Genomic DNA, 12,484 nt, shown 5'->3' with positions numbered 1-12,484 from the left:
GTCAGCCTCGCTGCGCGAACACCTTCTGCAGATCGCCACCCGGATAGCCATTGCTGAATTCCGAGAACGTCCCGTGCTCCGCGATCTCCTTCGCCGCACGCATGAAGCCGCCCCACGCGGTGCGCGCCAGCGCGCCACCGACGCTGACACGACGCACGCCGAGTTCGGCGAGTTCGGCCACGCTGAAACCGGGAGCACCTCCGACCAGCACATTGACCGGCTTCGGCGCCACGGCTTTGACCACCGTCGCGATCTGCTCCTTGGTCCGCAGTCCAGGCGCATAGAGGCAATCGGCGCCGGCCTGCGCAAACGCAACCAGGCGGGCGATGGTGGCATCAAGGTCGGCCTCTCCCACCAGAAACCCTTCGCATCGCGCCACCAGCACGGCGCCGCTGCGATCGGAATCGATGGCCGCACGCGCCGCCTTGATGCGCTCGACCGCGAGCACGTTGTCATAAAGCGGCTTGGCCTTGTCGGATGAGCGGTTTTCGATCGAGAGGCCGGCGACACCGGCGTCGACCGCCCTGCGCACATTGGCGGCGACGCCCTGCGGATCGTCGGCAAAACCGTTTTCATAGTCGGCGTTGACGGGCAGATCGGAGCCGGCGCACAGCACATGCAGGTGGTTCACCACATCGTCGCAGCTCAGGCCGTAGTCCGGCCGTGCCGTCGACCAGGCAAATCCGGCGCTGGTCGACGCCAGCGCCTTGAAGCCCAGCGACTCCAGGAGGCGCGCGCTGCCGAGATCCCAGGGATTGGGCAGTACGAAACAGCCACTCTCATGCAGCTTGCGAAAGTCGGCGCGCTTCTGCGCAACGGAAACGGTCATGGCACAGCCTTTACGTTAAACGGAGACGGCGCATCATGCGCCCTCGCGAACGTCGATTTTGCGACGTGACGCTGTGCGAAGCTTGGATTTTCTTGCGATGAACCGCAATCCGGTTTGCTGGAAACCCTGGTGTGCGCGGCCGCGACCGGTCACGCTGCCTTATTGGCGGAACGGCGGGAAGAAGCCGGATGGCTGCTGCTGAGGCTGCGGCCGCGGCTGCGCCGGCGGGATATATCCCTGCGGAGGCGGCGCAGGCTGTGGTGCGGGCTGCCGAGCGGTCTGGCGCTTTTGCGCCGGTGGCGGCGCGGGCTTTGGCGGCGGAGGCGTATCGACCTGGGTCGCAACCGTCTGGTCCGGCGCCTTGCAGTCGGTCAGCCAGATGTCATAGATCGGATGCTCGACGCCGTGCAGTCCCGGACTGGCCGCGAACATCCAGCCAGAAAAAATCTTCTTCACCTCGCCCTGCAAGGTGATTTCCTCGACCTCGACAAAGGCATCGGTGTTGGTCGCTTCCGTCGCCGGCCGTGTGTAGCAGGCGTCGGGCTTCACCCGCAGCGCGCCGAACTGCACGGTCTCGCCGATATCGACATCGAAATTGATGATACGGCCGGTGATCTTGTCGAGCCCGGAGAACACCGCCTTCTTGTTGACGATCTTCTGCGCCGGCGGTTCGGTGACGATTTCGTCGCCCGGCTGCAGGGTGGCGGGCGTTGGCGGTGCCCCTGTTGGCGGGGTGCCGGTTTGCGGTGTTCCGCGCGGCTGACGCTGACCGGGCGGCAGGCCCGGCAACGGATTCGGCTGCGCCGGCGCGTTGGCGACACCACCCGGCCCGGCCGGCGGCGCGGTCGCAACACCCGGCTGGTTCTGCGGAACAACGGTCGTGCCCGGCGGAGGCGGCAATGGCTGGGACTGCACCGATCCGGGAGGCGGCACGCCCACGCCCGGCTGCGGACGGCTGGGGATTGGCAAAATACGCCCCTGTGCCGGCAAATCCGGAACCTCTTCCTCATCCTGGTCTTGAGGGGCCGGAACATTGCCTGGCGGACGCGGCGGCGCGTTCGAGAAAATGTTGCCGATCTGCGCGTGCGCGGTCGGCGCAAGCGACATCACCGGGGCGACGGCCAGCGTCGCAAGGGCAACCAAGGTTACGGTTCGGAGCATCTCGCGCGTTTCAATCGGCGAATCGGGTTACGGCACAGTCTATCGCCACTCGCTGTCATCGGGTTAACACGCTGAATACGGCGGGGAAAGGGCGGAAAAGCCGCTTGCAGCATAAGGTTAGGGGCGTGATCCCACGCGCTTTACGCAGACGGCTGCCCCGACCGCGCAGCCCGGCGCAGGGACTGCGGCGGCTGCCCAAAGGCGCGGACAAAAGCGCGCCGCATGCGTTCCGGATCGCGAAATCCGGTCTGCCTGGCGATCTCCTCGATCGGCTCGCTGATGCACTCCACCCGCGTCTTCGCAACCTCGACCCGCAGCTTCTCCACGGCCTTCGACGGCGTCATGCCAGTCTCGGCAATGAACGCGCGGGTGAAGTGCCGCGAGCTCATGTGAGCCTGCTCCGCCATCCGTTCGACCGTCAGCGGCTGCTCCAGATGTTCCCGCGCCCACGCCAGCAGCGGCTTGAAGCGCCCCGTCGGCTCCTTCAATTCCAGCAGCGTGGAGAACTGCGACTGCCCGCCGGCGCGGCGGTGATAGACCACGAGCTGGCGCGCGGTGTCCTTGGCGATCTCGTCGCCGTCGTCCTCGGCGATCATGGCCAGCGCGAGATCGATGCCGGCGCTGATACCCGCCGAGGTCCAGACATTGCCGTCCTTGACGTAGATGCGATCGGGCTCCAGCCGCACCTTGGGATAGGTCGCCAGGAAGTGGCTGCTGCGTCCCCAATGGGTGGTGGCGCGGCGGCCGTCGAGCAGGCCCGCCTGCGCCAGCACATAGGCGCCCGAACAGACGCTGGCGATCCGCCGGACCCGGCGTGCAGCGGCGGTCACAAAAGCGATGATCGGCTCCGACAATGTCGGCGCGCGCGTCCCCTCGCCGCCCACCACGATCAGGGTATCGAGCGGACCACATCCCTTGATGCTGCGGGCAAGCATCTCCACGCCGGACGAACTGCGAACCGGACCGGCCTCCAGGGCAAGCGTGCGGATCGTGGCACGCCGGCCCGACAACCGCCCGGCGATTTCGAACGCCGAAATCGGCCCGGCGGCGTCGAGCAGCTGGAAGTCCGGGAAAATCAGAACTCCGATCGTGCCGGCCATGGAGATACCCGTTGGAACAATGTCTAGAAACGAGGGAATTATGCCATTTGTGACAAGAGCCAACCATGCTCGAATGGCCGCTGTCAACACATCCCCCGCGGAGAATTCCATGCCGGACACCATCCATATCGGCCTGCTCGTGTTTCCGAAGCTGACGCAACTCGATCTCACCGGTCCGCTCCAGGTGTTTTCACGGGTGCCCGGCGCGAAAGTCCATCTGATCTGGAAGCGGATCGAACCGGTGCCGAGCGACGCCGTGCTGGCGCTGCTTCCGACCATCACCTACGCGGACTGCCCGCAGCTCGATGTGATCTGCGTGCCCGGCGGCAGCGGCACCGACGACATGGTCAACGATGCCGAGACGCTGGACTTCCTGCGCAAGCAGGCCGCCGGCGCGCGTTATGTCACGTCGGTGTGCACCGGATCACTGGTGTTGGGGGCAGCCGGTCTGCTCGACGGCTATCGCGCCACCACCCACTGGTCGGCGATGCAGCATCTTGCGGCGTTTGGTGCAACGCCTGAGAAGACGCGGGTCTGCGTCGACCGTAACCGCTTCACCGGTGGCGGTGTCACCGCCGGCATCGATTTCGCGCTGACGCTTGCCGCCGAGCTTGCCGGCCAAACCACAGCCGAAATGATCCAGCTTGGCCTCGAATACAATCCGGCACCGCCATTCAACGCCGGCTCGCCCGACATTGCACCGCCCGAGGTGCTGGCGCGCCTTGAACCGCTGCTCGCGCCGTCGCGGGAACGGCGCCGCATCGCGATCGAGACTGCAGCTGAACACCTGAGGCAGGCCGCATCCTAGATCGCTGGCTAACGCAGGCCTTCCCGCCGGCGCAGCTTTTTTACGAAGGCTGTGCCGCAGGAAAGTTTCTCCGTGGTCGGCGCGTGCTCGTCCAGCACGCGCCAGAACGGCGTGATCTCCGTGAGCGCTGCACCCCTGCTCCTGGCTTCGAGCGCGGCCTCCGCCACCGTGCGCAGATGAAAGCCGGTGGTGATCGGACAAGTCACCTCGGCCTTGTATCGGCGCGCCAGCCGTTCGCGCAGGGTTCTCACGTCCATGCTCTCGCCGGCCGGAATTCGCGCAATGAAATCGGCGACGATCCGCGGCGACGGCACCAGCATGATCTCGCCCTTCTTCATGCCGGCGATGTTGATCGGAACCGGCTTCACTTCGTGCGGCTTCGAGCTCTCGAATTTTTCGGTCCAGGATCTTGCCGGTGATTTTCCCATCGCTGCCCCCTATGAACGCGCCACCAGCGGCAGATAGATATCGGTCAACAGATCGCTCGGCGCGGTGTCGCGAGGATTATTGAGGTATTCCTCGAACACCGGCGCGTCCGCGGGCTCTTCGCCTGACTGAGTCAGCCACGTGCCATACAGCCACTGATAGGCCGCCCGCATGGTCGCATAGGGACCGCGATGACGCAGCACCGCGCATCGGCCGCCGGGAATCTCCGCCTGCAACACCGGCGCTTCGACGGTGACCGCCGTCTTCACGACCACACAGGCGCGCGACCGCAATTCGGCTTCCGGCACCGCCATCGGATCGTCGTAGAAGATTCCAAAGGCGCGCGCCTCGGCACTGAGCAGGCCCTTCATGGCGCACCAGCCGAACAGCGGGTCGAACGCCCTGCCGACCTGCATGTACGAGCCGGTGTGATCGATGGCGACAGCCGTCATGGGCGCCACCTGCCTGATTGTGATCTCGTAGGAGCTGACGTCGGCATCGCTCTGCGAGGCCCGGAACACCGCATGCGCGCCCTCCTTGCGGTATTGCGCCGGCGGCAGTCCGTAGTCGGTGTGGAAGGCCCGCGTGAAGGCCGCAACGCTGGAATAGCCGGACTTCGCCGCGATCTCGTCCATCGGCATCGCGCTGTAGGCGAGATAGCCCGCCGCGCGATGCAGCCACAGCCGCCGCACCGTGGTGGCGATCGTCTCCCCGTGCATGGCGTGATAGACGCGATGCCAGTGATACGGCGACAGGCAGGCGACCTCTGCCAGCCGGTTCAGGTCGATGTCGTCGTCGAGATGATCGTAGATATACGCCGTCACGCGATTGAGACGGTCGTTATAGTCGACCCGCTCGTCGCGGCTTGCTTTGACAAGACTTGCGGTGATGTGTGCAGACGCGATGCTCATGCCTATAACCTCGTGATTGGTGCGAGGCAGGTAGAGCATAGACGGTTTTGACAAATCTTGCGGAGTTCAGGTGCCGCGACAAGAGGTCCGGGAGCCCGGCTGGCGCCCAATCCCTCTCTCTACAAGCCCCTCTTACTGGCCGGGCGTCCAGGCCTGGTAGTCGCCGGTTGCCTTCGGCCGCTTGCCGGCCGCAAGCGTCGAGCCGGACGGCCGATAGGCCTGCGGCGTGCCGGTCATGTTCGGACGGTGCGGCTTTTCCCACTCGCGCGGCTTGTAGGCCTCCTCCGTCGGCGGCGTATCCACGGTGTGGTGCATCCAGCTATGCCACCCGGCCGGAATACGCGTGGCTTCGGCGTAGCCGTTATAGACCACCCAGCGCCGCTCGAATCCGAGCGAGGGGTCGATCTTGCCGCCAGTGGTCCGGTAATATCGGTTGCCGCCCTCATCCTCGCCGACCAGCTCGCCGAAGCGCCAGGTCCACAGCTGGGTGCCGAAGGTCTGGCTGCTCCACCAGGTGAAAAGCTTCAGGAAAAACTGCTTCATCGTCAGGAATCCGGGGCGTTGACCGATCGCCTGTGATGACACCCGACAGCAGGATTGTCCAGCGCCGGCAGTCGCTTGATGCACCGCGGGAAGCAGCCTTCCCGCCGATCCCCATCGCGCGCATGCGAACCAACCGAACAATCTCATCCATCTTCACCGAAAAAGACGCCATCCAATTGATAAAATGCAGTTTTACTAAAGTTCGAACATCGGCACCTCGCGAGAGGTTGATCGTGCTTACGATCGCGGCCGACGAAATGTCGAATGGCGCGACTTGAGATCATGGCGAAGCGCCACGATCGTGCAGCCACTCAACACGATTTCAACGCAATCCATTCAGCAGCGATACAGCCGCGCTCTGCGATGCTCTGCACGCAGGTCAGACAGCTGGCGCGAAACGCGGAACTCTTCGTTCCAGCGGACGTTGCCCGATCAGACCTCTGGAGTAGACAACGATGATCAATCTCAAAATTGCCGGTGCAGCCGCGCTTCTCGCGATCACGCCCGTGCTGATGTCGTCATCCGCTGACGCGCAGGGATTCGGTGGCCGCGGCGGCGGCGGTCGTGGTGGCGGCGCAGTCGCTCATGGCGGCGGCGGTGGCTTCCGCGGTGGCGGTATGGCTTTCCACGGCGGCGGCGGCGGTGGCTTCCGCGGCGGTGGCGCAGGTTTCGCGGCCCGTCCCAGCTTCGCCGCGCGCCCGGGCGGCGGCGCCGGTTTCGCCGGTCGCAGCTTTGCAGCCACCAGTCCCGCTGTCGCGGGCCGTAACTGGAATGGCGGCGGTCACTGGAATGGAGGCGGACGTCATTGGAACGGCCACCGCTGGATCGGCCCCGGCATTGGCCTCGCAGCAGGCCTGGCGGCCGGCGCAGCCTATGGGTCGTACTACGGTGGCTACGGTTATTACGACGACGGCTACTACGGCGACAGTTACGCTTACGACGCCCCGGTCGCCCCCGAGGTCACCTACAGCGAAGCTCCGGCCGACGGCGACACCGTTGCCTATTGCCAGCAGACCTATCGCTCCTACGACACGGCGTCTGGGACCTATCTCGGCTATGACGGCCTGAGACATTCCTGCCCGTAAGGCAATTTACTGTCTCGCGTGAGGGGGCGGCTCGTTAGAGCTGCCCTTTTTCGTTGGCCATATGAGTTTACGTTGAATCGACTCCGTCATCCTGAGGTGCGCGCTCTTGCGCGCCTCGAAGGACGACGGCCAAGGAGCTTGCGTACGGGCCGTCGTCCTTCGAGGGCCATGCTTTGCATGGCCACCTCAGGATGACGGATTACGTTGCGCGGGCGCATCAAGACCGCGTCGCCAGCACCACGCCGGCCACCGTCATGACCAGCGCGGTGATCTGGCCGGCGCCGAGCGGCTCGTGGAGAAAGACCGCCGAAGCGACGACGCCGATCACCGGAACGAGCAGCGTCCCGATCGCGGCGACTGATGCGGGCAGCCGCGCCAGTGCCGCGAACCAGGTCACATAGCTGAGACAGAACACGATCAGGGTCATATAGACCAGCGACGCCCAGCCCACCGCCGACAGCGCGCTGATCTGCGGATCCTCGAGCAGCAGCCCCGCGGCGACCAGCGGCAGACATCCCACCGTGATCTGCCAGGCCGCGGACGTAATCGCCGGCAGTCTGACCGGCAGCCGCTTGGCGACCACCGTGCCGAGCGCGAACAGGAATGCGCCGGCCATCGCAAGGATGATACCCGGCAGCTTTTCCATGCTGGCAGCGACACCGTTGCCGCCCATCAGCGCCAGCGGTCCGCCGAACGCCAGCAGCAGCGAGATCACCCGCAGCAGCGTCAGCCGCTCGCCGAGAATCGGCCAGGCCAGCACCGAAGCCCACACCGGCATGGTGTAGGCGATCACGGCGCCTTCGCTGGCGGGCAGCCACAGCAGCGCCAGCCCCATCAGCGTCATCCACGAACTGATATTGAGCAGCGACGACAGCAGCAGCCGGCCCCATTGGTCGCGTGGCACCCGCAGGCTCTGTCCGCCCACCATGGCGATGATCAGCAGCAGGGCTCCGCCCACCACGCCCGACAGCCCGCGCGCGGACAGCGGCGGCCACTCGGTGAGCAGGTGCTTCATCACCGGCCAGTTCAGGCCCCAGCCGACCGAGGTGATGAGCAGGAACACGAGTCCGCCCCTGCCCCGTGAGCCGGCGGCATTCGTCGCGTTCCGCGACGTCGCGCGGCCGTCATTCAGGGCTGTCATGATGGGGATTGAGCACTGGAGCTGGAGATTCGCGGCCAGAATGACCGCAAAAGCGGCACCCCGCCACCGGGGCTGCCGCCGGGACGGCCATGCGGTTCTGCCCGCATGGCCGAGTCTTTGGGTATGCAAGCAATTTATTCATCTGGAACCCGCCCTGTGAACAGCGGGAGCAGTCCTGGGAAAGGCCCCTCGAATAAATTATTTTGGCTTTCGAATCCCTGAGGACTCACCGATACTTGCAGACATCAGGACGCGGCTCGGCCCCCTGGTTTTCCCCACATTCCCCCATATTTAGTATTTGATTCAGGAACCCGTACTATTCCTTGACGGGCGTCACGCAGTTGTCCTAGTTTTCGAACTGTTCGGCGCGAATGGTTTTGTGTCCCGCCGGGCACCTCCTGACAGGGTCCTGCACGCCGCTCCGAGGCCGAAAAGGCAACGGACGAACGGCTTGCCTATCCCTGGCGGAACCGGGCCCCGGCACGCGAAATAATGGGGTTTTGAGCCCCACAAACGAGCGAAACGCGGCTTCACGCGTTGACAGTTGGGGCGTTGAATAGAGCCGGGACTACCGGCTGGAACTGCGGGCGGCAACGCACGCGAATGGAAATCTGCCGGGGGTCGCCAACGAGCAGACCGCCGGCACAAGACGGGGCGAGAATAAAATGCGGATCGATCGGCGCTACACCAAGGACGGCCAGTCCCCCTACGCGGACATTCAATTCCGGTTGACGACCAGCGAGATTCGCAATCCCGACGGGTCGGTGGTGTTCCGGCTCGAGAATGTCGAGGTGCCGCAGGTCTGGTCCCAGGTCGCCTCAGACGTTCTCGCCCAGAAGTATTTCCGCAAGGCCGGCGTCGCCAAGGTTCTCAAGAAGGTCGAGGAAGAGACCGTGCCGTCGTGGCTGTGGCGCTCGGTGCCCGACACTGACGCAATGGCCAACCTCCCCGAGGCCGAGCGCTTCGGCAGCGAGCTCTCCTCCAAGCAGGTGTTCGATCGCCTCGCCGGCTGCTGGACCTACTGGGGCTGGAAGGGCGGCTATTATTCCTCCGAGGACGACGCCCGCGCGTTCTATGACGAGCTGCGCTTCATGCTGGCCAAGCAGATGGTCGCGCCGAACTCGCCGCAGTGGTTCAACACCGGCTTGCACTGGGCCTATGGCATCGATGGCCCGGGCCAGGGCCACTTCTATGTGGACTGGAAGACCGGCAAGCTGACCAAGTCGAAATCGGCCTACGAGCATCCGCAACCGCATGCCTGCTTCATCCAGGGCGTCGATGACGACCTCGTCAACGAGGGCGGCATCATGGACCTGTGGGTGCGTGAAGCGCGCCTGTTCAAATATGGCTCCGGCACCGGCTCGAACTTCTCGCGACTGCGCGGCGAAGGCGAGAAGCTGTCGGGTGGCGGCCGCTCGTCCGGCCTGATGAGCTTCCTCAAGATCGGCGACCGCGCGGCGGGCGCGATCAAGTCCGGCGGCACCACGCGCCGCGCGGCCAAGATGGTTGTCGTCGACGCCGACCATCCGGATATCGAGACCTACATCGAATGGAAGGTGAAAGAGGAGCAGAAGGTCGCGGCGCTGGTCACCGGCTCCAAGATCAACCAGAAGCACCTCAAGGCGATCCTGAAGGCCTGTGTCAATTGCGAGGGATCCGGCGACGATTGCTTCGATGCCGAAAAGAACCCGGCGCTGCGCCGTGAGATCAAGCTGGCACGCCGTGCCCTGGTGAACGACAACGTCATCAAGCGTGTCATCCAGTTCGCCAGGCAGGGTTACACCGACATCCAGTTCGACACCTATGACACCGACTGGGATTCGGAAGCCTATCTCACGGTATCCGGCCAGAACTCGAACAACTCGGTCTCGCTGAAGGACGACTTCCTGCGCGCGGTCGAGACCGACAGCGACTGGAACCTGATCGGCCGCACCAACAAGAAGGTGGTGAAGACCCTCAGAGCACGCGACCTCTGGGAAAAGATCGGCTATGCCGCCTGGGCCAGCGCCGATCCCGGCCTTCACTTCAACACCACCATGAACGACTGGCACACCTGCAAGTCGTCCGGCGACATCCGCGCGAGCAACCCCTGCTCCGAATACATGTTCCTCGACGACACCGCCTGCAATCTGGCCTCCGCCAACCTGATCACCTTCTACGATGTCGAGACCCGCCGTTTCGATGTCGAGGCCTATGAGCACCTGTGCCGTCTGTGGACCGTCGTGCTCGAAATCTCGGTGATGATGGCCCAGTTCCCGTCCAAGGCGATTGCTGAACTCTCGTTTGAATTCCGCACCCTGGGCCTCGGCTACGCCAACATCGGCGGCCTTTTGATGAACATGGGCCTGCCTTACGACTCCAAGGAAGGCCGCGCGCTGTGCGGCGCCCTGACTGCGATCATGACCGGTGTGGCGTATGCGACCTCGGCGGAGATGGCCAAGGAGCTCGGCACCTTCCCGTCCTACAAGAAGAACGCCAGCCATATGCTGCGGGTGATCCGCAATCACCGCCGCGCCGCCCATGGCAATGCGGCTGGTTACGAAGCGCTCGCCGTCAATCCGGTGCCGCTCGACCACGCCAGCTGCCCGCAGCCCGACCTCGTCACCCACGTCATCGCGGCCTGGGATCTGGCGCTGTCATCAGGCGAAACCCACGGCTTCCGCAACGCCCAGACCACGGTGGTGGCGCCGACCGGCACCATCGGCCTCGTCATGGATTGCGACACCACCGGCATCGAGCCTGATTTCGCGCTGGTGAAGTTCAAGAAGCTCGCCGGCGGCGGCTACTGGAAGATCATCAACCAGGCGGTGCCCGCGGCCTTGCGCCGGCTGGGGTATCGTGAAAGCGAGATCGCCGAGATCGAGGTCTATGCGGTCGGCCACGGCTCGCTGGCGCAATCGCCCGGCGTCAATCATTCGACGCTGAAGGCCAAGGGCTTCACCGACGAGGCGATCGCCAAGATCGAGAAGGCGTTGCCGACGGCGTTCGACATCAAGTTCGCCTTCAACAAGTGGACGCTGGGTGAAGACTTCATCCGCGAGACACTCGGCGTCAGCGCCGAGGCCCTCGCCGCCCCGACCTTCGACCTGCTGGCCTCGATCGGTTTCACCAAGCGCGAGATCGAGGCCGCCAACATCCATGTCTGCGGCGCCATGACCGTGGAAGGTGCGCCGCATCTGAAGGCCGAGCACTATGCGGTGTTCGACTGCGCCAATCCCTGCGGCAAGATCGGCAAGCGTTATCTGTCGGTGGAAAGCCACATCCGCATGATGGCGGCCTCGCAGCCCTTTATCTCGGGTGCGATCTCCAAGACCATCAACATGCCGAACGACGCCACGGTGGATGACTGCAAGTCCGCTTACCTGTTGTCGTGGAAACTGGCGCTGAAGGCCAACGCGCTCTATCGCGACGGCTCCAAGCTGTCGCAGCCGCTGAACTCGCAGCTCATCTCCGACGACGACGAGGAAGAGGATGCCATCGAGTCTCTGATGGAAAAGCCGATGGCCGCCCGTGCCGTCCAGGTGTCGGAAAAGATCGTCGAGAAGCTGGTCGAGCGCATCGTGGTGATGCGCGAGCGCGAGAAGATGCCGGATCGCCGCAAGGGTTACACCCAGAAGGCGGTGGTCGGCGGCCACAAGGTCTACCTGCGCACCGGCGAATACGACGACGGCCGCATCGGCGAGATCTTCATCGACATGCACAAGGAAGGCGCGGCGCTGCGCTCCTTCATCAACAACTTCGCCATCGCGGTGTCGCTGGGCCTGCAATACGGCGTGCCGCTGGAGGAGTATGTCGACGCCTTCACCTTCACCCGCTTCGAACCCGCAGGGCCAGTGCAGGGCAACGACTCCATCAAGTATGCGACCTCGATTCTCGACTATGTGTTCCGCGAACTCGCTGTCAGCTACATGTCGCGGTTCGACCTCGCCCATGTCGATCCGACCGAGTCGAACTTCGATGCACTCGGCAAGGGTGTGGAAGAAGGCAAGTCGCCGGAACCCGCGCCCGCCAACAAGTACCTGTCGAAGGGCCTGACCCGCTCGCGCACCGACAAACTGGTGGTGATGCAGGGCGGCGCGCATGAACCCGAAACCCGCGCCTCCGGCAATGTCACCTCGATCGCCTCTGCCGGTGCCACCGCGCGTCATGGCAGCGACGTCTCCTCCCAGTTCGAAGGCGCCACCGCGCTGAAGGCCGAGGTCGAGGCCGATTTGTCGCCGACCGAACGGCTGGAAGCGCAAGCTTGGAGCAAGGCCGGCACGGCGGCGCAGCTTGCTCCGTCAAAGGCCGAACGCCGGGCGGAAGCCAAGGCCAAGGGCTATGAGGGCGAGATGTGCGGCGAGTGCGGCAACTTCACGCTGGTGCGGAACGGCACGTGCATGAAGTGCGATACGTGCGGCAGCACGACCGGGTGCTCGTGAGCGGATGATCTAGCGCTCGGTCAGTAAAACTGAAGAAGCCCGAAAACTGAAGAAGCCCG

The 12,484-nt window shown here is 64.5% G+C and carries 11 protein-coding genes; 4 read left to right on the top strand and 7 right to left on the bottom strand.

The window, feature by feature from the left end; genetic code table 11:
• Window position 1 precedes the first annotated feature (1 nt).
• The 3 genes from RS897_RS30860 to RS897_RS30850 all read right to left on the bottom strand — a co-directional run bounded on the left by RS897_RS30860 (window position 2) and on the right by RS897_RS30850 (window position 3,090).
• On the bottom strand, window positions 2–829 hold the full coding sequence (locus RS897_RS30860; RefSeq protein WP_315832474.1) for an isocitrate lyase/PEP mutase family protein: 828 nt from the start codon (window positions 827–829) through the stop codon (window positions 2–4).
• Window positions 830–988: 159 nt separating this feature from the next.
• Window positions 989–1,990 carry a DUF2155 domain-containing protein gene (locus tag RS897_RS30855; RefSeq protein WP_315832473.1) on the bottom strand — a complete coding sequence of 334 codons (1,002 nt, stop codon included), beginning with the start codon at window positions 1,988–1,990 and terminating at the stop codon, window positions 989–991.
• Window positions 1,991–2,130: 140 nt separating this feature from the next.
• Window positions 2,131–3,090: a GlxA family transcriptional regulator gene (locus tag RS897_RS30850; protein ID WP_315832472.1), complete on the bottom strand. Its 960-nt coding sequence runs from the start codon at window positions 3,088–3,090 to the stop codon at window positions 2,131–2,133.
• Window positions 3,091–3,199: 109 nt separating this feature from the next.
• Here RS897_RS30850 and RS897_RS30845 point away from each other — a divergent pair, with 109 nt between their 5' ends.
• Window positions 3,200–3,898 (top strand): DJ-1/PfpI family protein, encoded by a 699-nt coding sequence (locus RS897_RS30845; protein WP_315832471.1) that lies wholly within the window; start codon window positions 3,200–3,202, stop codon window positions 3,896–3,898.
• Window positions 3,899–3,906: 8 nt separating this feature from the next.
• On the opposite strand, the gene RS897_RS30840 is transcribed toward RS897_RS30845, so the two are convergent.
• The 3 genes from RS897_RS30840 to RS897_RS30830 all read right to left on the bottom strand — a co-directional run bounded on the left by RS897_RS30840 (window position 3,907) and on the right by RS897_RS30830 (window position 5,778).
• Window positions 3,907–4,326: a hypothetical protein gene (locus RS897_RS30840; protein ID WP_315832470.1), complete on the bottom strand. Its 420-nt coding sequence runs from the start codon at window positions 4,324–4,326 to the stop codon at window positions 3,907–3,909.
• 9 nt (window positions 4,327–4,335) lie between these two features.
• The gene (locus tag RS897_RS30835; RefSeq protein ID WP_315832469.1) at window positions 4,336–5,235 is read right to left on the bottom strand and encodes an AraC family transcriptional regulator; all 900 of its coding nucleotides are present in this window, start codon (window positions 5,233–5,235) and stop codon (window positions 4,336–4,338) included.
• 132 nt (window positions 5,236–5,367) lie between these two features.
• Complete coding sequence (locus tag RS897_RS30830; RefSeq protein WP_315832468.1) at window positions 5,368–5,778, bottom strand: NADH:ubiquinone oxidoreductase subunit NDUFA12; 411 nt, start codon at window positions 5,776–5,778, stop codon at window positions 5,368–5,370.
• Between the two features lie 35 nt (window positions 5,779–5,813).
• On the opposite strand from RS897_RS30830, the gene RS897_RS30825 reads away from it, so the two are divergent.
• Together RS897_RS30825 and RS897_RS30820 are read left to right on the top strand one after the other, a co-directional pair.
• Window positions 5,814–6,056, top strand: a complete 243-nt coding sequence (locus tag RS897_RS30825; protein WP_315832467.1) for a hypothetical protein — start codon at window positions 5,814–5,816, stop codon at window positions 6,054–6,056.
• 177 nt (window positions 6,057–6,233) lie between these two features.
• Window positions 6,234–6,863, top strand: coding sequence for a BA14K family protein (locus RS897_RS30820; RefSeq protein ID WP_315832466.1), 630 nt, complete (start codon window positions 6,234–6,236; stop codon window positions 6,861–6,863).
• A 217-nt stretch (window positions 6,864–7,080) separates the two neighbouring features.
• On the opposite strand, the gene RS897_RS30815 is transcribed toward RS897_RS30820, so the two are convergent.
• A complete protein-coding gene (locus RS897_RS30815; RefSeq protein ID WP_407654352.1) occupies window positions 7,081–8,004 on the bottom strand; it encodes a DMT family transporter in 924 nt (307 codons plus the stop codon).
• A gap of 665 nt (window positions 8,005–8,669) precedes the next feature.
• On the opposite strand from RS897_RS30815, the gene RS897_RS30810 reads away from it, so the two are divergent.
• Window positions 8,670–12,425 carry a vitamin B12-dependent ribonucleotide reductase gene (locus RS897_RS30810; RefSeq protein ID WP_315832464.1) on the top strand — a complete coding sequence of 1,252 codons (3,756 nt, stop codon included), beginning with the start codon at window positions 8,670–8,672 and terminating at the stop codon, window positions 12,423–12,425.
• The last annotated feature ends 59 nt before the right edge of the window (window positions 12,426–12,484 follow it).

The organism is Bradyrhizobium prioriisuperbiae (assembly GCF_032397745.1).
Classification (GTDB): domain Bacteria; phylum Pseudomonadota; class Alphaproteobacteria; order Rhizobiales; family Xanthobacteraceae; genus Bradyrhizobium_A; species Bradyrhizobium_A prioriisuperbiae.
The sequence above is the reverse complement of the archived record's forward strand: the minus strand, read 5'-3'. Positions and strand labels throughout refer to the sequence as shown.